The sequence below is a fragment of the Martinezella miluonensis genome (genome assembly GCF_900094545.1).
GTDB classification, from domain to species: domain Bacteria; phylum Pseudomonadota; class Alphaproteobacteria; order Rhizobiales; family Rhizobiaceae; genus Rhizobium; species Rhizobium miluonense.
In genome coordinates this window covers 99,746-118,165 of the sequence record NZ_FMAH01000005.1, presented here as the reverse complement: position 1 = coordinate 118,165, position 18,420 = coordinate 99,746, and the positions used below count along the sequence as shown (strand labels likewise).

21 protein-coding genes are annotated in these 18,420 nt (G+C 61.3%); 13 read left to right on the top strand and 8 right to left on the bottom strand.

The genetic code is table 11. The annotated features are described in order from the left end of the window. Window positions 1-12: 12 nt before the first annotated feature. The 3 genes from GA0061102_RS07510 to GA0061102_RS07500 form a co-directional block, all read right to left on the bottom strand. Entirely contained in the window at window positions 13-717 is a 705-nt protein-coding gene (locus tag GA0061102_RS07510) for an ABC transporter permease (protein ID WP_092845496.1), read from the bottom strand. Window positions 718-727: 10 nt separating this feature from the next. Continuing rightward, on the bottom strand, window positions 728-1,453 hold the full coding sequence (locus GA0061102_RS07505) for an ABC transporter permease (RefSeq protein WP_092845494.1): 726 nt from the start codon (window positions 1,451-1,453) through the stop codon (window positions 728-730). Between the two features lie 101 nt (window positions 1,454-1,554). Next, a complete protein-coding gene (locus GA0061102_RS07500) occupies window positions 1,555-2,394 on the bottom strand; it encodes a transporter substrate-binding domain-containing protein (RefSeq protein ID WP_004124716.1) in 840 nt (279 codons plus the stop codon). A 194-nt stretch (window positions 2,395-2,588) separates the two neighbouring features. On the opposite strand from GA0061102_RS07500, the gene hutC reads away from it, so the two are divergent. After that, window positions 2,589-3,344, top strand: a complete 756-nt coding sequence (hutC, locus tag GA0061102_RS07495; protein WP_092845492.1) for a histidine utilization transcriptional repressor HutC — start codon at window positions 2,589-2,591, stop codon at window positions 3,342-3,344. A 91-nt stretch (window positions 3,345-3,435) separates the two neighbouring features. Here hutC and GA0061102_RS07490 read toward each other — a convergent pair whose 3' ends face one another. Beyond that, window positions 3,436-3,783: a hypothetical protein gene (locus tag GA0061102_RS07490; protein WP_092845490.1), complete on the bottom strand. Its 348-nt coding sequence runs from the start codon at window positions 3,781-3,783 to the stop codon at window positions 3,436-3,438. A gap of 264 nt (window positions 3,784-4,047) precedes the next feature. Here GA0061102_RS07490 and GA0061102_RS07485 point away from each other — a divergent pair, with 264 nt between their 5' ends. Then, window positions 4,048-4,305, top strand: coding sequence for a hypothetical protein (locus GA0061102_RS07485; protein WP_092845488.1), 258 nt, complete (start codon window positions 4,048-4,050; stop codon window positions 4,303-4,305). A gap of 57 nt (window positions 4,306-4,362) precedes the next feature. Here GA0061102_RS07485 and GA0061102_RS07480 read toward each other — a convergent pair whose 3' ends face one another. Further along, the gene (locus tag GA0061102_RS07480; protein ID WP_037154240.1) at window positions 4,363-4,800 is read right to left on the bottom strand and encodes an Lrp/AsnC family transcriptional regulator; all 438 of its coding nucleotides are present in this window, start codon (window positions 4,798-4,800) and stop codon (window positions 4,363-4,365) included. Window positions 4,801-4,942: 142 nt separating this feature from the next. Between GA0061102_RS07480 and GA0061102_RS07475 the strand changes: the two genes are divergently transcribed. Both GA0061102_RS07475 and GA0061102_RS07470 read left to right on the top strand, forming a co-directional pair. Next, window positions 4,943-5,992: an ornithine cyclodeaminase gene (locus GA0061102_RS07475; protein ID WP_092845486.1), complete on the top strand. Its 1,050-nt coding sequence runs from the start codon at window positions 4,943-4,945 to the stop codon at window positions 5,990-5,992. Between the two features lie 27 nt (window positions 5,993-6,019). Then, complete coding sequence (locus GA0061102_RS07470; protein ID WP_342588028.1) at window positions 6,020-6,487, top strand: sensor histidine kinase; 468 nt, start codon at window positions 6,020-6,022, stop codon at window positions 6,485-6,487. 47 nt (window positions 6,488-6,534) lie between these two features. On the opposite strand, the gene GA0061102_RS07465 is transcribed toward GA0061102_RS07470, so the two are convergent. Continuing rightward, entirely contained in the window at window positions 6,535-6,999 is a 465-nt protein-coding gene (locus GA0061102_RS07465; RefSeq protein ID WP_092845484.1) for an Lrp/AsnC family transcriptional regulator, read from the bottom strand. Between the two features lie 125 nt (window positions 7,000-7,124). Here GA0061102_RS07465 and alr point away from each other — a divergent pair, with 125 nt between their 5' ends. Together alr and GA0061102_RS07455 are read left to right on the top strand one after the other, a co-directional pair. Further along, window positions 7,125-8,258: an alanine racemase gene (gene alr / locus GA0061102_RS07460; RefSeq protein ID WP_092845482.1), complete on the top strand. Its 1,134-nt coding sequence runs from the start codon at window positions 7,125-7,127 to the stop codon at window positions 8,256-8,258. A 31-nt stretch (window positions 8,259-8,289) separates the two neighbouring features. Beyond that, window positions 8,290-9,540 (top strand): D-amino acid dehydrogenase, encoded by a 1,251-nt coding sequence (locus tag GA0061102_RS07455; RefSeq protein WP_092845480.1) that lies wholly within the window; start codon window positions 8,290-8,292, stop codon window positions 9,538-9,540. A 287-nt stretch (window positions 9,541-9,827) separates the two neighbouring features. On the opposite strand, the gene GA0061102_RS07450 is transcribed toward GA0061102_RS07455, so the two are convergent. Then, window positions 9,828-11,024 (bottom strand): MFS transporter, encoded by a 1,197-nt coding sequence (locus GA0061102_RS07450; RefSeq protein WP_092845478.1) that lies wholly within the window; start codon window positions 11,022-11,024, stop codon window positions 9,828-9,830. Window positions 11,025-11,142: 118 nt separating this feature from the next. Here GA0061102_RS07450 and GA0061102_RS07445 point away from each other — a divergent pair, with 118 nt between their 5' ends. From GA0061102_RS07445 to GA0061102_RS07420, 6 genes are all read left to right on the top strand, one after another. Next, window positions 11,143-11,976 (top strand): AraC family transcriptional regulator, encoded by an 834-nt coding sequence (locus GA0061102_RS07445; RefSeq protein WP_092845476.1) that lies wholly within the window; start codon window positions 11,143-11,145, stop codon window positions 11,974-11,976. 82 nt (window positions 11,977-12,058) lie between these two features. Further along, a complete protein-coding gene (cobF, locus tag GA0061102_RS07440) occupies window positions 12,059-12,835 on the top strand; it encodes a precorrin-6A synthase (deacetylating) (protein WP_092845658.1) in 777 nt (258 codons plus the stop codon). A gap of 59 nt (window positions 12,836-12,894) precedes the next feature. Beyond that, window positions 12,895-14,325 carry a precorrin-3B synthase gene (gene cobG / locus GA0061102_RS07435; RefSeq protein WP_092845474.1) on the top strand — a complete coding sequence of 477 codons (1,431 nt, stop codon included), beginning with the start codon at window positions 12,895-12,897 and terminating at the stop codon, window positions 14,323-14,325. 2 nt (window positions 14,326-14,327) lie between these two features. Continuing rightward, entirely contained in the window at window positions 14,328-14,960 is a 633-nt protein-coding gene (locus GA0061102_RS07430) for a precorrin-8X methylmutase (RefSeq protein WP_092845472.1), read from the top strand. Further along, complete coding sequence (locus GA0061102_RS07425; protein WP_092845470.1) at window positions 14,957-15,694, top strand: precorrin-2 C(20)-methyltransferase; 738 nt, start codon at window positions 14,957-14,959, stop codon at window positions 15,692-15,694. Before GA0061102_RS07430 ends, GA0061102_RS07425 begins: the two co-directional genes overlap by 4 nt. Then, window positions 15,691-16,455 (top strand): precorrin-3B C(17)-methyltransferase, encoded by a 765-nt coding sequence (locus tag GA0061102_RS07420; RefSeq protein ID WP_092845468.1) that lies wholly within the window; start codon window positions 15,691-15,693, stop codon window positions 16,453-16,455. The genes GA0061102_RS07425 and GA0061102_RS07420 overlap by 4 nt, the downstream gene beginning before the upstream one ends. Here GA0061102_RS07420 and GA0061102_RS07415 read toward each other — a convergent pair. Next, window positions 16,419-17,189, bottom strand: a complete 771-nt coding sequence (locus GA0061102_RS07415; RefSeq protein ID WP_092845466.1) for a cobalt-precorrin-6A reductase — start codon at window positions 17,187-17,189, stop codon at window positions 16,419-16,421. The two genes, GA0061102_RS07420 and GA0061102_RS07415, sit on opposite strands and share 37 nt — an antisense overlap. On the opposite strand from GA0061102_RS07415, the gene cbiE reads away from it, so the two are divergent. Next, entirely contained in the window at window positions 17,188-18,414 is a 1,227-nt protein-coding gene (cbiE, locus tag GA0061102_RS07410; RefSeq protein ID WP_092845464.1) for a precorrin-6y C5,15-methyltransferase (decarboxylating) subunit CbiE, read from the top strand. The genes GA0061102_RS07415 and cbiE overlap by 2 nt on opposite strands. Window positions 18,415-18,420: the final 6 nt, after the last annotated feature.

The following is an 18,420-nucleotide window of genomic DNA, read 5'->3' as shown; positions in this document are numbered from 1 at the left end:
CCAATGAAGTCTTTAGGCCTTCAACGCCGCCGGAACGGCGCGGCGATGGCGGGACAGCGAATATTCCAGCAGGGCCATGGCCTGCAGAATGATGAAATTCAGCACGAGATAAATGATCGCCGCACAGAGAAAGACCTCCATGGTGCGATAGGTGTGCGAGATGAGACGTTGCGCAACGCCTGTCACTTCCCAAACGGTGACGAGACTGGCGAGCGCGGTCGACTTCATCATCAGCACGATCTCGGTGGAATAGGCCGGCAGAGCATGCCGGAAGGCGATCGGCGCGATGATGCGGCGTACGAGCAGCAGGCGGGACATGCCGATCGAGCGTGCCGCCTCGATTTCCTTCGGCGAAACGGCACGGATGCCACCGCGGAAAATCTCGGCCGTATAGCCGGCCGTGCACAGTGCCAGCGAAAGGATCGCGCAGACCACGGGCTCACGCAGGAAAGGCCAGAGGAACGAATAGCGGATGACGGAAAACTGCGCCAAGCCGTAGAAAATGAGGAACATCTGGATCAGCAGCGGCGAACCGCGAAAGACGAAGATATAGCCCTTGGCGAAACCAGACAGGATCGGATTGCCGCTGACGCGCATGGCGACGATAACGAGCGCTAAAAGGCCGCCCGATACGACCGACAGAGAGAACAGCAGCAACGTCATCGGCACTGCCTGCAGCAGCGTGATCATCGTGCTCGAGAGGAAGTCGAAATCCATGTCTTCCTCCTCAGGCCTGGCCGATGGTCGCAGCCGGCATGCTGCGGTTGGCGCGGCGTTCGGCGTTGTTGAAGATGCGATCCGACAGGCTGGTCAGGATCAGATAGAGGGTGCCGCCAACGATGAAGAACAGGAAATACTGGCGGGTGGAACCGGCAGCGACCTGGCTGGTGCGCATCAGTTCGGCAAGTCCCGTCACGGAGATCAGCGCCGAATCCTTCAGGCTGAGCTGCCAGACATTGCCGAGCCCAGGAATGGCATAGCGTATCACCTGCGGAATGATGATGCGGCGCAGGCGCAGGCCGCCATGCATGCCGATCGCTGAGGCCGCCTCCAATTCGCCCTTGGCAATGGCGAGATAGGCGCCGCGAAAAACTTCGGCCTGATAGGCGCCCGAAATGATGCCGACGGCAAGCGCGCCGGCCGCAAAGGAGGGCAGGCCGAGAAAGCCGTCATAGCCGAGCCATTTGCCGACTGAGGTGACCGCCGACGAACCGCCGAAATAGATGAGATAGATGATCAGAAGCTCCGGCACGCCGCGAAAGACGGTCGTGTAAACATTGCCGAGCGTCTTTAGGATCAGGTTGCCGGAGAGCTTCGCCGAGGCGACGATTGCGCCCAGCACCGCCCCGATCAACAACGCCGTCGCCGTGACGGCGAGCGTCATCAAGGCCGCGACGAGCAGCAGCGCGCCCCACCCGTTCGAGCCGAAGCCCAGCAATTGCAAGGTTGCCATAGCGTCCATTCCCCGTCCGTGGCAGTTTCAAGCGTCAGGATATCATACGGCCTCCGGCGGCAAAGCCGGAGACCGCGGCCGCGACCCGGAGGTCGCACCGATCAGTTCGGGCTGACGTCGACCTTGAACCACTTCATCGACAGGGTCTTGATGGTGCCATCGGCAAGTGCCGACTTGATCGCCTCATTCAGCTTGTCGCGCAGGTCGGTATCGGCCTTGCGGATGCCGAGGCCTTCGCCCTCGCCCCAGATGGAGCCGGCGATTTCCGGACCAGTGAAGGCGAGCGAGTCATTGGCGCTGGCAAAAGCGTTCGCGAAGTAGACCGCGTCGTCGAAACCGAGATCGATACGGCCGTTCTGCAGATCGAGGTCGCGGTCAGCACCGGTCTTGTATTCGCGGATCGTGGCGATCGAGCCGAAATTGTCATAGACGAACTTGGCATAGACCGTGGCGGCCTGAATGCCGATCGTCTTGCCCTTGAAGGCTTCCTTCAGCACGTCGATTTCTTTGACGCCGGTCTGGCCAGGGGTCATCTTGATCGTGGCGCCGGTGCCTGCAGCCTTGGCAAGCGGGCTGTCCTTGGCAGTTGCGAAGGCTGCCGGAGTAGCCGCGTAGGGAACGGTAAAGCCGATAACCTGCTTGCGCTCGTCGGTGATCGACAGCGCATCCATGATGACGTCAAACTTGCCGGCGTTGAGAGCCGGGATCATGCCGTCCCAATCGGAAGCGACCAGCTTGCAATCGATCTTGGCGCGCTCGCACAGGATCTTGGCGAGTTCCGGCTCGAAGCCGCCGAGCGTACCGTCGGCATTCGTCATGTTCCAGGGCGCATAGGCGCCTTCCAGGGTGATCGTCGCCGTCTTCCAGTCCTTGGCGACGGCGGGCGCCGTGAAGGCGACGGCAGCTACGACGCCTGACAAGAGAATTGCACTGAATTTCATCGTATAGAGCTCCTCTGAGGTTGAAATGGGCCTTGCAGCACTTCCTACCGATCTTCGCCGGCTTGCCCGCTTTTTTCCAATTTATTTTTGGATTGATTGCGAGGTTGTATAGGGTACCATATGAGATAATTTATGATATGCAAGTGGGAAAGTTGTTTTCGAGGCAGATTCAGGTCGTGCAAAGGGATTAATCAATGAAGCACTCCGGCGAGATGAAACGCGAACTGGCGGAAAACGACGCATCGCCGCTCTACGTCGGGGTCAAGCAAATGATACTCGATCGCATCCACAGCGGCGAGTGGCCACCCAAGCATCGCGTACCCTCAGAAAACGAACTCGTCACCGAACTCGGCGTCAGCAAGATGACGGCCAATCGCGCCCTGCGTGAGCTAGCTAACGAGGGCGAACTGGTCCGCATCCAGGGCGTCGGCTCCTTCGTTGCCGAGCGCAAAGGCGTGTCCGCCCTATTCGAAGTGCGCAATATCGCCGAAGAAATCGCCGAACGCGGCCATTCTCACCAGGCAACCGTGATCGTGCTTGCCCGCGAAGCAGCGTCACCTGACGTTGCCGACGCATTGGAATTGGACATTGGATCGTTCGTTTTCCACTCACTGATCGTGCACAGCGAGAACGGCGTGCCGGTGCAGATCGAGGACCGCCACGTCCACCCCGAAGCCGCTCCCGACTACCTGCAGCAGGACTTCACGGTCATGACGCCGAATGCCTATCTTTCGGACGTGGCCCCGCTCAGCGGCTCCGAACATGTGGTCGAATCGGTGATGCCGCAGGCCTGGGAATGCAAGCTGCTGACGATCCTCAAGACGGAACCCTGCCTGACGATCCGTCGGCGGACATGGTCGGCGCGCGGCGTCGTCTCCCTGGCGCGCCTCGTCTACCCCGGGCATCGCTATCGGCTGGAGAGCCAAAGCGGCAAGCCTTCAGATCGTTAGTTGTATATGGAAGATAAGATCACCTATTCGCTGCGCAGGAGCGTAGCTCAGGTGGCTGCGTTTCGCAGAACCCTGGATACGGGCGGCAAAGCTAAGAAATCTGCAACACGCATTCCATGAGCAGTGCCCCCAAAAGCAACCCCGCTACCGTGGCGAGCACTTTCAGGATCGCACGCTCGATCCGCAGACACTTTTCCGGCAGGACCGACGCCATCCCTTCGCTGATAGCGGCCACCGATATGCAGACGAGAGCAATAATGCGGCGGTCTTCAGGATAGGCCATGACGAACAGGAACCCCATAAGCCCAAAGGGAATGACGCTCTCGATGCTCGCCATCGCCATGAATGGATATTTCGCCCCGACCGGGACGACGGTGGTCAACACGACCAGACCGAGCACGGTCCAGGCAAGGGCGTGAGCGAGCAAAGTGAGTTCCATTAAGAAATCATAACAACAAGCCGCAAGTTTTCAAGCCGAAGGACTCGGCCTTGCGAGCCGAAGCTCAAGTCAACGGAGCCACGACCGCCGCTCGCCGAAAAAGGCCCAATAATGGCCCGCTGCCGCCAGCTCCATAGCGATGGAAATGGCAGCTTCGGCGGTTGACAAAAAGCCGCCGCATCGGATGTATCGTTGCTGCGATCTGCCAGCCAATCGTCCGTACGTTCTCGCAGACATCTTTCACAGACACGATGGGACCCGACCATGCCTGACGCAAATGCCGAGACGCAGCCAGCCACATGGCGCATCGTACTTGCCGCCATCTTCGACTTTCTGACCGCCTTCTTTGTTCTTGGCTATATCATTGCATCGATTTTCGGCGGCAAGACCGAAGACGGCTTTCAGCTTCACGGCCTGCCGGCCCTTCTGCTGTTCGCACTCATCGTTGCCTATTTCATCGTGTTCAACCGATTTCTCGGCGGCACCATCTGGAAACGCATATTCCGCGCCCGCCGCCCGTGAAGCGGGGCCGGCGCGGACGGGGCCGTTTCGATTGACGACTTTTCGAGATTCAAGCCGTCAGAGGCTACTCAGCAGCAGACTAGTCTCGCTGTTGGCGACACCGTCGATCATGCGGACCTCGCGCAGCACGCGGTCGAAATCCGAAAGGCTGATCGCGCGGATATTGGCAACGAGATCCCAGTTGCCGTTCGTGGTGTGAAGCGAATAGATCTCAGGCAAGCCTCGCAGCTTGCGAATAACCTGCGTGGTCGATTTTCCCACCACCTCGATCATCATGACGGCATGGACGGTTTGTTCGTCATAATCCTCCCGCACCCGCACGGTGAAGCCCATCAGCGTCCCGGTCTCGATAAGGCGATCCAACCGGTTCTGCACCGTGCCGCGCGCCACGCCCAAAACATCCGACAACTTGGAGAGCGAGGCGCGGCCATCGGCACGCAAATGACCGATAATGCGTCGATCGAGATCATCGGGAATATATTTGGCAACGGACATTCTAGAATCCAGACTCTGTCATTTTCACAATAGCAGCTATACAATCTGTACAGCACGATACCAGAACTGGCACAGTTTTGAGATTTCAGTCAATCGGCCTGCTTGTTACCCTGCTGGGAATAATCTGATCGAGGACACCAAAATGCCCGCACTGCTTCCGTCGGAAAAAGCTTTCATCCCCTTCGTCAGCGTCGAGAACATGATGCGGCTCGTCCATCATGTCGGCATAGAAGCCATGCTCGTCGGACTGACAGAGGCCGTCGAGGCGGACTTCCGCCGCTGGGATCTTTTCGACAAGACGCCACGCGTCGCCTCCCACTCTCATGATGGCGTCATCGAACTGATGCCGACGTCCGACGGCGCGGTCTACAGCTTCAAATATGTAAACGGGCACCCGAAGAATATGTCGCAGGGGCTGCAGACCGTGACCGCCTTCGGCCTGCTGGCGGAAGTGTCGACCGGCTACCCGGTGCTGCTGACGGAAATGACGCTGCTGACCGCGCTGCGCACTGCCGCCACCTCGGCCATGGCGGCCCGCCATCTCGCACCGGCGGGAGCTCGCATCCTGGCGCTGATCGGCAATGGCGCGCAGGCGGAATTCCAGGCTCTGGCGATGAAGGCGGTCCTCGGGATCGAAGAGGTTCGTCTCTATGACATCGATCCGAGGGCCACGGAAAAGACCGTGCGCAACCTTGGCGGAAAAGGCCTGCGATTGGTTCCCTGCACAACGGCGCAGGCGGCCATCGAAGGCGCCCACATCATCACGACCTGCACGGCCGACAAGCAGTTTGCCACGATCCTGACCGACAACATGGTCGGCGCCGGCGTCCATATCAACGCCATCGGCGGCGACTGCCCCGGCAAGACCGAGCTGCATCGCGATATCCTGCTGCGTGCCGATACTTTCGTCGAATATCCGCCGCAAACCCGCATCGAGGGCGAAATCCAGCAGATGGACCCGGACTATCCGGTAACCGAGCTCTGGCAGGTCGTGAACGGCCGCGCGCAGGGCCGACGCAGCGACACGCAGATCACCCTGTTCGACAGCGTCGGCTTCGCCATCGAGGATTTCTCCGCCTTGCGCTATGTGCGCGAAAAGCTGGCAGGTACGGATTACTTCCAGAAACTGGATATCATTGCCGACCCGGACGATCCGCGCGATCTGTTCGGTATGCTGCTCCGGGCGGAGTAAGGAAGCGCCGCGGCCGGCTATCTGTTCGTGAAGAACACCAGCCGCTGCGGCTCGCCGCATCACGTCTGCGTCAATAAGCGACGGCGAACAGGAAGCTCTGCCGTCATCGGCCAGGCGCTGTCACCCTATCCCAAGGAGAAGTTCAATATCTCCGGCCCGTCGATCAAGCTCGCGCCGAGAACTGTCGTCTCCATATCGCTTGCGCTGCACGAGCTGGCGACGAATGCCGCCAAATACGGCGCGCTTTCGGCGCCTGACGGGCGCGTCGCCATCGTTTGGTCCCTGGAAACCGGCGAGACGGAACGGCTCGTCCTGCGTTGGCAGGAAACAGGAGGGCCTATGGTCGAACCACCGACACGCAAGGGCTTCGGCTCAAGGCTGATCGAAAGCCTGCTGGCGGCAGAACTGAATGGCCAGGTCAATATCAGCTATGATCCGAACGGACTGATCTGCGAGGTCCATGCTGCGACCGGCATTGGCTGGGATCAGGGCTGAGCAGGAACCGTGTGACGCGGCCGCATGCGCCACGCGCATCGGCCTGTTCAACGCTGAATCTTCGGCCGCGTCGCAAGCACGTTGCGGATCGAGAAGCTCGAATGGATTCGCAGCACCCCCGGCAGGGTTGAGAGAATATCCTTGTGAATGCGCTCGAAGTCTCCGGCAGTGGCGACCTCCACACGCAGCAGATAATCGGACCCGCCCGTCATCAGAAAACACTCGCGGATCTCCGGATGCTTGCGAACCGCCGCCTCGAAACGATCGAGGTGATCCTCCGTCTGCCGCTCGAGCGTAATGTTGATGATGACGGCGATCGCCGCTTCGGCCTGCGACGTGTCTACGAGTGCCGTATAGCCCCGGATCACGCCTGCCTGCTCCATCAATTTGATGCGCCGCAGGCAGGCGGACGGCGACAGCCCGACCTCGCCCGCCAGCCAGGCATTGCTGACCCGGGCATCGAGGCGCAGCAGCCGAAGAATATTGCGATCGATCGCGTCGAGTGCGGCCATGTGGATTCTTTCAAAAATTCGTCGATCGTTTCAATATCAATGCAACTACACAACAATCAATCACTGTTTGATGGGTAATTTCACGATCATTTCAATAATCTCGCGCCGGAAGAATGAGGGCGGACATGGACGGCGGTGTAGTGGATTCGCGAACGTCAAAATTGACGATCGACAGAGGTGCTTGCGGTTATCTGACGGTCGATCTGGCCGCCTTGCGCCGGAATTACGAGAAGCTTTCCTCAATTGTTGCGCCAGCGCGCGCAGCTGCTGTCGTCAAGGCGGATTCCTATGGGCTTGGCGCAAACCAGGTTTCCAAAGCCGTGTACGGAAGGGGCTGCCGGCACTTCTTTGTCGCCCACTTCGTTGAAGCGCTGCGGCTGCGTCCGCACCTGCCACGCGATGCATCGATCTTCGTGCTGAACGGCCTAATGCCCGGTAACGAAATTGCTTGCGTGGAAGGTGGCGTCATCCCCGTCATCAATTCGTTCGATCAGCTGCAGCAGTGGTCGGAAACCGCTCGTTCCCTGCAACGCAAGCTTCCCGCTGTCCTGCAGTTCGATACCGGCATGTCGCGGCTCGGCATACCTCCGGAAGACAGAGCTGCCGTCGCAGCCTATTTGGCAACTGTCGACGATCTCGACATCCTGTTCATCATGAGCCACCTCGCTTCTGCCGACGAGGCCGATTGCGTGCAGAATGCCGATCAGCTTGCAGAGATGCGTCGCGTCGTGGAAGAATTCCCCGGTTACGATCTCTCCTTCGCCAATTCCGGCGGCATCTTCCTTGGCGGCGATTTTCATGGGGTATTGGTGCGGCCGGGCATTGCGCTCTATGGCGGCGCGCCGACCAGCGGCGTGCCAAATCCGATGGAGCCCGTCGTTCGCCTCGATGTCGCTGTGGTGCAGACGCGCACCGTTCCGGCCGGCACGCGCGTCGGTTATGGCGGCGTGCATGTGACGAAGACCGAGACCCGGCTTGCGACGATCGCGGCCGGCTACGCCGACGGTCTTCCCCGCAGCCTCAGCGACCGTGGTTCGGTTTATTACAACGGCGTGCGGCTGCCGATCGTCGGCCGCGTGTCGATGGACAGCACGACAATCGATATCAGCGCCTTGCCCGAAGGAACCCTGTCATTCGGAAACCTCGTAGAGGTCCTGGGAGATCATCAAACCATCGATGATATCGCCCGGGACGCCGGCTTGATTTCCTATGAAATCCTGACCAGTCTCGGCCATCGCTTCCATCGGCAATACCGCTGACCTTCCCATTGCTCAATTTACTGAGGACATCATGAAAGTCGTCGTTCTGGGTGCCGGCATTGTCGGCGTCACATCCGCCTATCAGCTCACCAAGGCAGGCCACGAAGTCACGGTCATCGACCGTCAGCAAGGGCCGGCGCTGGAAACGAGTTTTGCCAATGCGGGTGAAGTCTCCTTCGGCTATTGCTCGCCATGGGCGGCTCCCGGCATCCCCATGAAGGCGATCAAATGGCTGTTCATGCATCACGCGCCGCTCATCCTGCGCCCCAAGGTCGATGGCGCGATGCTGTCATGGCTCGTGAAGATGCTGTCGAACTGCACCTCGGAACGCTACGCGATCAACAAGAGCCGCATGCTGCGCCTTGCCGATTACAGCCGCATCTCGCTGGCTGCCGTCCGCGAAGAGACGGGCATTGCCTATGACGAACGCATGCAGGGCACGCTGCAGCTCTTCCGCACGCAGCAGCAGCTCGACGCCTCCGCCAAGGACGTCAAGGCTCTGGCGGCCGACGGCATTCCCTACGAAGTGCTCGATCCCGAGGGCTGCATCCGTGTCGAGCCGGCCTTGCGGCATGTTCGCGAAAAGATCGTCGGCGGCCTGCTGACCCCGAAGGACGAGACCGGCGACTGCTTCAAGTTCACCAACGCGCTCGCCGCCAAGGCAGTCGAATTCGGCGTCCGTTTCCAATACGGCACCGCGATCAAGGGGCTCGACGTTCAGGGCGGTCAGGTGCGCAGCGTCGTCACCGACCGTGGTCGTATGGATGCCGATGCTGTCGTCGTCGCGCTCGGCAGCTACTCGCCGATCATGCTCAAGCCCCTCGGCATCAAGCTTCCGGTCTATCCGGTTAAGGGCTACTCCCTGACGATCCCGATCGCCGATGCATCGCGCTCGCCGGAATCGACCGTGATGGATGAGACCTACAAGATCGCCATCACCCGCCTCGGCGATCGCATTCGCGTCGGCGGCATGGCTGAAATCTCCGGCTACACCAACGATCTCGGCCTTGCCCGGCGCAAAACGCTCGAGCATTCCGTCACCGACCTCTTCCCCGGCGGCGACGTCGCCAAGGCCTCCTTCTGGTCCGGCCTGCGGCCGATGACGCCGGATGGAACGCCGGTGATCGGGCCAACGAAGATCAAGGGGCTGTTCCTCAACACCGGACACGGCACGCTTGGCTGGACGATGAGCTCCGGCTCGGCGCGCGTCATCAGCGATCTCGTCAGCGGCCGCAAGCCTGATATCGACGCGACCGATCTCGCCGTCAGCCGCTACGCTTGATTAGGCACGCCTCATCCGCCATCCCTTTTTACACCTATGGGAATAATCTCCTCTCCCTGCAAGCGGCAGGAGAATCGCATATGAGGTCGGTCGTTGGTGCAACCTCCTTCTCCCCTCGGGGAGAAGGTGGCCCGAAAGGTCGGATGAGGGGGCCAAGCCTCCTTGAAATCAGGCACTTTCCCGCTCGCAGCTTCCCCCTCATCCGCCTGTCGGCACCTTCTCCCCGCTGGGGAGAAGGGGGCTCATATGTCCGCATGAGAGTCGAGTTCATCGCCCGCCGATACCAATCAATGCCTGGGAATGCGGGGTAGGAAGATCGTGAACAGACCGAGCAGAGGCAGGTAAGAGCAGATCGTATAGACGAAGGAAATGCCGTGCGTATCGGCAAAATCCCCGAGCGCTGCCGCGCCAAGTCCGCCTGCTCCGAAGGCGAAACCGAAGAAAATACCGCCGATCAATCCCACGCGACCCGGGATCAGCTCCTGTGCGAACACCACGATCGCTGGGAATGCCGAAGCGAAGACCAACCCGATTATGACGGTCAGAACACAGGTCCAGAACAGATCCGCATAGGGCATGAGCAGTGCGAAGGGAATGACGCCGAGGATGGAGAACCAGATCACGAAGCGTGCGCCGAGGCGGTCCCCCACCGGGCCGCCCATGATCGTTCCGGCGGCGACCGAGCCCAGGAACAGGAAGAGCATGAGCTGGGCATCGCGAACGTCGAGGTGGAACTTGTCGATGACATAGAAGGTGAAATAGCTCGAAATGCTCGCCATGTAGACGTTCTTCGTCGCCGTCAGCAGGATGAGGATCGCAAGCGCCCACATCGCCTTGCTGCGCGCGATCGGCAAGGTACGGTTGGGCACGGGACGGCTGGCCTGCTGGCGGCGATGGTTGACGTACCAGGTGCCGACCCAGCTCAGAACGATGAAGCCGATAACGGCCAGCACCGAAAGCCATGCCACGCTCTTCTGGCCGTGCTGAAGAACGAAGAATGCGGCAATCAGCGGCCCGATTGCCGAACCGGCATTGCCGCCGAGCTGAAACAGCGACTGGGCGAGGCCATGACGGCCGCCGGAGGCCAGACGCGCGACGCGCGAGGCTTCCGGATGGAAGACGGCCGAGCCGAAACCGATCAGGCAGGCAGCGCCCAGCAACATGGTGAAGCTTCCGGCATAGCCGAGCAGCAGGAGGCCCGCGAATGTGCTGACCATGCCCACAGGCAGCGAATAGGGCATCGGCCATTTATCGGTGACGATGCCGACAACAGGCTGCAACAGCGAAGCGGTGATCTGGAACATCATCGTCAGCAGCCCGATCTGCACGAAATCGAGCGCGTAATTCTCTCGGAACATCGGATAGAGCGACGACAGCAGCGATTGCATGATGTCGTTCAGCAGATGGCAGGTGCCGACCGCAATAACGACCGAGATCGTCGTCTTCTCAAATCGAGTTTGCGCACCCGAAAACGCCGCAACCATGGAGATTCCTTCCAGCGCCGGCGATTCCCACCGACCAAATTGTTCGATCCGCCTTTTACACGGCTTGTGGGTGACCTTCTTTCGTGTTTTGGTCCAATAGTTTCTCGATTGGGCCATTATGGAAAAACTGCCGAAACAATTGCTGGCCACCCTCGACGACCTGCATGTCCAGAGCATGCGCTGGATGGAGGAATCCGATGCGGATGTGCTCGTCCACAGCGCCGAGCCGCCACAGGGTTACACCGTTCCGTGGCACCATCACCGCCGCACGCAATTGCTCTGCATCTTTGCCGGCGTCGCCCTGATCATGACGGCGCGGGGGCGCTGGATGGTACCTCCGGGGCACGCGCTGTTCATCCCCGTAGGACTGGAGCATTCGATCGAGATTCTAAGCGACGTCAGCATGAAATCCGTCTATGTCACGCCGCGCAATCAGCCTCCGAAGGATGAGGTTCCGCGCGTCGTCGAGGTCACGGACCTCGCCCGCAGCCTGTTGCTGGAAGCCATACGGTTACGGGAGGCGCCTGTCAGCCATCGCAAGGCCAAGCTGGTCCTGTCGCTGCTCGTCGAAGAGATCGCCACGCTGCCGGAACGTCCGCTCGGCCTGCCCTTCCCTTCCGACCGCCGCCTGACAGCGCTCTGCCGCGAATACGTCGCCAACCCTTCGCCCAACGCCAGACTGGATGACTGGGCCGAAAAGCTTGCCATGAGCCGGCGGACCTTCACGCGCCAGTTCCGCAAGGAGACCGGCATCAGCTTCACGACCTGGCGCCAGCAGGCAAGCGTTTTCGCCTGCCTGCCACGGCTGGCCGGCGGGGCTCCCGTCACCAATGTCGCGCTCGAAGCGGGCTATGAGAGCGTGGCGGCCTTTACCACAATGTTCCGGCGCATGCTCGGCTCGTCGCCGCGCGCTTATACAGTCAACCGCTGGGCCTTCGATCGGCGATCATGAACCAGAGAAGCCGATCTGGCGACGCTCCTCTTGAAACGGCCCGTTGCTTCCGGCAAACAGCGCTGAAAACAAGGACAAGCATATGCGGCACATTTACATCGTCGGTATCGGCACCGGAAATCCCGAGCATATGACGGTGCAGGCGATCAATGCGTTGAATGCCGCCAGTGTCATCTTCATTCCCAGCAAGGGCGCGGCAAAGACAGAGCTCGCCGATGTCCGCAGGGATATCTGCCAGCGCTACGTCACCAGCAAAACTACCGGTTTCATCGGCTACGACGTGCCATCGCGCCGCACCGCCGACCGCAGCTATGTGCAGGGCGTCGACGATTGGCATGAAGAGATTTCAGCCATTTACGAACGGCTTTTCCTTGAGCATCTGACGGAAGACGAGAGCGCGGCCTTCCTGGTCTGGGGCGATCCCGGCCTGTACGACAGCACGCTGCGCATCATCGAACGTGTCGTCGCGCGCGGTAACGTCGCGCTGGACTATAGCGTCATTCCAGGCATCACCAGCATCCAGGCACTGACCGCAAGCCACCGCATCGCCCTCAATCTCGTCGGCAAGCCGGTGCAGATCACCACGGGACGCCGGCTGGCCGAGAGTTTTCCCGGCATTGCTGAAACGGCGGTCGTCATGCTCGACGGCGAGCAGGCTTTCAGCAAGATCGACGATCCCGAGGCCTATATCTACTGGGGCGCCTATCTCGGTACAAAGGACGAGATCATCATCGCCGGTAGGCTGGCTGATGTTTCCGAGCGCATTGTTTCGACACGGGAAGAAGCCCGCGCGAGACACGGGTGGATCATGGACATCTACCTGCTGCGCAAGGGGGATGATTTCGACGATCGGGCATGAGCTGCCGCTGAGCCAAATCATTTGCCCGCCGATCCGGTTTATGCAAGGAAGTGTCCCTTATGAAGGGCAGTCTCATGGTTGCGACCAACGGACAGACGATGGATGAACCGGCGTGCTTCTCGCAAGAGCTAGCTGAAGGTCTCGTCGACGCCTCGCCTTCGCCGGCCATGGTTCGCGGCGCCTGCCCCTCGCTGAGCGAGCCGATGCAGACCGGCGATGGTCTCCTCGTGCGGCTGCGGCCGGTGACCCCTGGATTGACGGTTGCCCAATTTCGCGCACTCGCCGCTGCGGCCGAAAAACATGGCAACGGTCTGATCGAGATCACTGCGCGCGGCAATCTGCAACTGCGCGGCATGATCCTGCAGAGCATGGAGGCGCTTGCCGCCGATATAGAACGCGCCGGTATCGTCGTTCAAAACGGCGTTGCCATTGAGATCCCACCGCTGAGCGGCCTCGATCCGTTGGAAATGGCGAGTGCCCGCAGTCTTGCGGAACGCCTGCAGGAGACCATTGACGACCTCGCTCCCAAACCGATTCTGGCGGCGAAGCTCGCGATCATCATCGATGGCGGCGGTCAGCTCGCTCTGGACGGACTTTCGGCGGATATCCGGCTTAAGGCGACCAAACCCGATGATGGCGCAGGCTGTTTATGGACGCTCGCGATCGCAGGAACGGATGCAACGGCAACGCCGCTCGCCACATTGCCTCGCGACGAGGCGATTGCCGGCGTGGTCGCGTTGTTGAAAAGATTGAGCCTCCTCGGACCTCGCGCCCGCGGTCGCGACCTTGATCCGGCGGACCTGCGAGGGCAATTTCCGGACGTGACCGCCCATGCTCAGACGACAGCCAGGCCACCCACCTCCCCCATCGGGATCATCTCACTGGGGAGGAACGGTCGCGCGCTCGGATTGCGCCCATCCTTCGGCCAGATCCACGCAAAAGATCTCGCACGCTTTCTTGCCGTTGCCGAAGAGAACGGCGTCTCCGAAATCCGCACCGGGCCGGAACACAGCATGCTGTTGCTGGGCCTTGCGGCCGACGAACTCGAGCGCGTTCGTACGGTAGCTGCTTCCTGCGGTTTTCAAACGCGCAGCGACGATCCGGCAAATCACATCATTCCTTGCTCGGGCGCTGGAGCCTGCGCATCCGCACACTACGCCACTAAGCAGGCCGCCTTAGATTGTGTTGCTCTCGCTCCCGAGCTGCTCGACGGTTCCTTCGAACTGCACCTGTCCGGCTGCCCGAAGGGATGCGCCCATCCTGCTCCGACAGCGCTCGCCGTCGTCGGTATTCCAACGGGCCATGGGATCGTCCTGGATGGATCGGCCTCGGCCGAACCCACGGTGCATATCGGCAAAGAAAATCTGAAATCGGTGCTGGCTCGGCTGGGCGAGCTGGTACGAAACAACAAAGTTGCTGGCGAATCGACGCACCAGTGTCTTAAACGGCTCGGCCGGGACGCAATCGCGACGGCTTTACGACAGGGATAGAAATGCCTGACTATGACTATATCCGCGAGGGAGAAGCGATCTATGAACGCTCCTTCACGATCATCCGCAGCGAAGCCGATCTCAAGCGCTTTTCCGACGCCGAGGCCGATGTTGCGATCCGCATGATCCATGCCTGCGGACAGGTGGAAGCAGCGCAGCATTTCCATTTCTCGCCCGACTTCGTCGCCGCTGCCCGCAAGGCGCTGTCCGACGGCGCGCCGATTCTTTGCGATGCCGAGATGGTCGCTCGTGGAGTTACCCGCGCCCGTCTGCCGGCGGAGAATGAGGTGATCTGCACGTTGCAGGATCCGCGCACGGCAGAAATCGCGACGACAATCGGCAACACGCGCTCAGCCGCTGCCATGCATCTGTGGACCGAACGCCTTGCCGGCGCCGTCGTTGCCATCGGCAACGCGCCGACCGCCCTTTTCCATCTTCTCGAAATGCTGCGCGACGGCGCTCCGAAACCCGCCGCCATCATCGGCATGCCTGTGGGCTTCGTCGGCGCGGCCGAATCGAAGGACGCGCTGGCTGAGAATTCCTACGGCGTACCCTTTGCCATCGTGCGGGGACGGCTCGGCGGTAGCCCGATGACGGCAGCGGCCGTCAATGCACTGGCGAGGCCGGGCCTATGAGCACGTCTTCCTCTGGCCAGTTGATTGGCGTCGGCACCGGTCCCGGCGATCCGGAGCTGCTAACGGTCAAGGCCGTCAAGACCTTGGAGCGCGCCGATGTCGTCGCTTACTTTGCCAAACAGGGCAAGAACGGCAACGGACGCACGATCGTTGGCGATCTGCTGAAGGCGGACGTAACGCTCCTGCCGCTCTACTATCCCGTCACGACGGAGATCGATAAGTGTGCGCCGGACTATGTAAGTCAGATCACCGCCTTCTATGACGCCTCGGCCGAAATGGTGGCGGCACACCTGCGGGAAGGAAAGACGGTTGCCGTACTCAGCGAAGGCGATCCGCTCTTTTACGGCTCCTACATGCATCTGCACGTGCGCCTTGCCGATCGCTTCCCGACCGAAGTCATACCGGGCGTGACGGCCATGTCCGGCTGCTGGTCTCTGGCCGGATTGCCGATGGTGCAGGGAGACGACGTGTTGTCCGTCCTGCCCGGAACCATGGCGGAAGCCGAGCTTGCCCGCCGCCTTGGCGACACGCAGGCGGCCGTGATCATGAAAGTCGGCCGCAACCTGCCGAAGATCCGCCGCGCGCTTGATGCTGCCGGCCGGCTGAACGAAGCCATCTATGTGGAGCGCGGCACGATGGCGAACGGCACGATGGCGCCGCTTGCCAGCCGCGACGATGCCGAAGCTCCCTATTTCTCACTGGTTCTGGTTCCGGGTTGGGAAGGACGGCCATGAGCGGGCGTCTCTATGTCATCGGCACGGGTCCCGGCAAGCCTGAGCAGACGACGCCGGAAGCGCTGGCTGCGGTTGCGGATGCGCATGAATTCTATGGCTACGGCCCTTATCTCGACCGACTGACGCTACGCAGCGACCAGATCCGTCATGCCTCAGACAACCGCGAAGAACTGGACCGCGCCAAGGCGGCGCTAGAGCGTGCAGCGGCGGGAGCAAATGTCTGCGTCGTCTCCGGCGGGGATCCCGGGGTGTTTGCCATGGCGGCGGCGGTGTGCGAGGCGATCGATCACGGGCCGGAGGAATGGCGCAAGGTGGACCTCGTCGTCGTGCCGGGCATTACGGCCATGCTTGCGGTCGCGGCCCGTATCGGCGCTCCTCTCGGTCACGATTTCTGTGCGATTTCGCTGTCGGACAATCTGAAGCCCTGGCCGCTCATCGAGAACCGGCTTCGAGCAGTCTCCGAGACTGGTTTCGTGATCGCGCTTTACAATCCGATCAGCAAGGCGCGGCCCTGGCAGCTCGGTAAGGCCTTCGAAATTCTGCGTGACATATTGCCTGCGGATACGCCGGTCATTTTCGGGCGCGCCGCCGGCCGCCCTGACGAACGCATGACGGTGGCGCGGCTTGCGGATGCTGAAGCCTCTCAAGCAGATATGGCCACCTGCGTCATCATCGGCTCGGCCGAGACGCGCATCATTGCGCGAGAAGGGCGCCCGGATCTCGTCTATACGCCGCGTTTCATCAGGGAAGATACGAGATGATCGACCCTTTGGAGCGCAGCATCGACTGTTTCGACCACTGGCAAACCGGTAGTCTCCGCGCGCTCGATCATGATCACCTTGATGCCGAGGTCCCTTGCCGCCTCGATCTTGCCGTAAGTCGCATCGCCGCCGCTATTCTTGGCGACGACGACCTCGATCCCATGCCCTTGCAGCAAGTCCAGTTCGTCCGGCAATCGGAAAGGGCCCCTGCTGGTGATGTAGCTGACATAGGGCACCGTCAAAGGCGGCTCCACGGGATCGACGCTGCGGACCCAATATTGGTGTTGCGGCGCCGCATTGGCCAGATGCGCCTCCTGCCTGCCAGTCGCCAGGAAAACGCGCAAGGGCAGAGTGCCGAGCGCGGCCACGACCTGCGAAACACTATGCACCGAGAGCCAGTCATCGCCCTCGACCGGCACCCAGGCCGGACGGCGCAACGCAAAAGCCGCCACATCGCATTGAGCAGCCACTTGCGCAGCATTGGCGGAGATGCGGGCTGCGAAAGGATGGGTGGCGTCGACCAACAGATCGATCCCTTCATCCTGAAGATAACGAGCAAGACCCTCCGCGCCGCCGAAACCGCCGCTGCGCACCGGAACGGGCTGCGGCGCCGGATCGGCGGTCCTGCCCGCGAGCGACAGGACAACGTCAAGATCGGCGCGGGAGGCAAGCGACGCCGCCAGAGCACGGGCCTCGGTCGTACCGCCCAGGATCAGTATGCGGACCTTGCCCATGGTTGAGATACCTTCCATTCAACGCTGGCTCACTCTTATCGGCATCGGCGAAGACGGTCCAGCTGGCCTCGGCGACGAAGCCAAGCGGCTGATCGCCGAGGCACCGGTCGTCTTCGGCGGGGCGCGCCATATCGAGTTGATGAGCCCGGTGATCACGGGCGAAACACATCAATGGCTTTCGCCATTCGAAAAATCCGTCGAAGCCGTTCTTGCCCGGCGCGGCAAGCCGACAGTGGTTCTCGCCTCCGGTGACCCCTTCTTCTACGGCGTCGGCGCGACGCTTTCGCGGCGTATTCCAGCCGATGAGATGTCCGTCATTCCAGCACCATCTTCGTTCAGCCTCGCGGCATCCCGCCTGGGCTGGCCGTTACAGGACATCACGGTTCTCTCGCTGCACGGCCGACCCGTCGATCTCATACGGCCGTATCTGCATCCCGGCAGAAAGATCCTGGCGCTGACATCCGATGGCAAAGGTCCTGCCGAATTGGCGGCCCTGTTGCAAAGCTCAGGGTTTGCTCCATCCGAGCTTACGGTTCTGGAAGCACTTGGCGGCCCGCATGAGAAGGTCTCCCGCCAGAGCGCCGCCGAGTTCGCCCTTTCCGATATCAACGATCTCAATATCTGCGGCGTCGAGGTCAAGGCCGAAGCAACCGCCCGGATTTTGCCCCTGAGCGCCGGCCTGGCCGACGAGCTTTTCGACCATGACGGCCAGATCACCAAGCGGGAAATCCGTGCCATGACGCTGTCGGCACTGGCACCGCGCCACGGCGAGCTACTCTGGGATATCGGCGCCGGTTCCGGTTCGATCGGCATCGAATGGATGCTGGCCGATCCCTCGCTGCGCGCCATCGCCATCGAGGCCTCCAGCGAGCGCGCGGCGCGGATCCGCCGCAACGCAACGAATTTCGGCGTCCCGGGCCTGACTATTGTCGAGGGAGAGGCACCGAATGCGCTTGCTGGACTGCCGACGCCGGATGCCATCTTCATCGGCGGCGGCGGCAGCGACGCCGGCGTGCTCGATGCCGCGATCGGCCAATTGAAAAGCGGCGGCAGGCTGGTTGCCAATGCCGTCACGACCGAAATGGAAGCCCTTCTGCTTGCCGAACAGGCACGCCGGGGCGGCTCGCTGACCCGCATCGATATTGCGCGCGCAGCACCTGTCGGCCGCATGACCGGCTGGCGGCCGGCCATGCCAGTGACGCAATGGTCGTGGACCAAGCCATAATTCAGA

Coding starts and splice junctions, on each gene's coding strand:
- GA0061102_RS07510 (WP_092845496.1), bottom strand. CDS start 717: ATGGATTTCGACTTCCTCTCGAGCACGATGATCACGCTGCTGCAGGCA.
- GA0061102_RS07505 (WP_092845494.1), bottom strand. CDS start 1,453: ATGGCAACCTTGCAATTGCTGGGCTTCGGCTCGAACGGGTGGGGCGCG.
- GA0061102_RS07500 (WP_004124716.1), bottom strand. CDS start 2,394: ATGAAATTCAGTGCAATTCTCTTGTCAGGCGTCGTAGCTGCCGTCGCC.
- hutC (WP_092845492.1), top strand. CDS start 2,589: ATGAAGCACTCCGGCGAGATGAAACGCGAACTGGCGGAAAACGACGCA.
- GA0061102_RS07490 (WP_092845490.1), bottom strand. CDS start 3,783: ATGGAACTCACTTTGCTCGCTCACGCCCTTGCCTGGACCGTGCTCGGT.
- GA0061102_RS07485 (WP_092845488.1), top strand. CDS start 4,048: ATGCCTGACGCAAATGCCGAGACGCAGCCAGCCACATGGCGCATCGTA.
- GA0061102_RS07480 (WP_037154240.1), bottom strand. CDS start 4,800: ATGTCCGTTGCCAAATATATTCCCGATGATCTCGATCGACGCATTATC.
- GA0061102_RS07475 (WP_092845486.1), top strand. CDS start 4,943: ATGCCCGCACTGCTTCCGTCGGAAAAAGCTTTCATCCCCTTCGTCAGC.
- GA0061102_RS07465 (WP_092845484.1), bottom strand. CDS start 6,999: ATGGCCGCACTCGACGCGATCGATCGCAATATTCTTCGGCTGCTGCGC.
- alr (WP_092845482.1), top strand. CDS start 7,125: ATGGACGGCGGTGTAGTGGATTCGCGAACGTCAAAATTGACGATCGAC.
- GA0061102_RS07455 (WP_092845480.1), top strand. CDS start 8,290: ATGAAAGTCGTCGTTCTGGGTGCCGGCATTGTCGGCGTCACATCCGCC.
- GA0061102_RS07450 (WP_092845478.1), bottom strand. CDS start 11,024: ATGGTTGCGGCGTTTTCGGGTGCGCAAACTCGATTTGAGAAGACGACG.
- GA0061102_RS07445 (WP_092845476.1), top strand. CDS start 11,143: ATGGAAAAACTGCCGAAACAATTGCTGGCCACCCTCGACGACCTGCAT.
- cobF (WP_092845658.1), top strand. CDS start 12,059: ATGCGGCACATTTACATCGTCGGTATCGGCACCGGAAATCCCGAGCAT.
- cobG (WP_092845474.1), top strand. CDS start 12,895: ATGAAGGGCAGTCTCATGGTTGCGACCAACGGACAGACGATGGATGAA.
- GA0061102_RS07430 (WP_092845472.1), top strand. CDS start 14,328: ATGCCTGACTATGACTATATCCGCGAGGGAGAAGCGATCTATGAACGC.
- GA0061102_RS07425 (WP_092845470.1), top strand. CDS start 14,957: ATGAGCACGTCTTCCTCTGGCCAGTTGATTGGCGTCGGCACCGGTCCC.
- GA0061102_RS07420 (WP_092845468.1), top strand. CDS start 15,691: ATGAGCGGGCGTCTCTATGTCATCGGCACGGGTCCCGGCAAGCCTGAG.
- cbiE (WP_092845464.1), top strand. CDS start 17,188: ATGGTTGAGATACCTTCCATTCAACGCTGGCTCACTCTTATCGGCATC.
- GA0061102_RS07415 (WP_092845466.1), bottom strand. CDS start 17,189: ATGGGCAAGGTCCGCATACTGATCCTGGGCGGTACGACCGAGGCCCGT.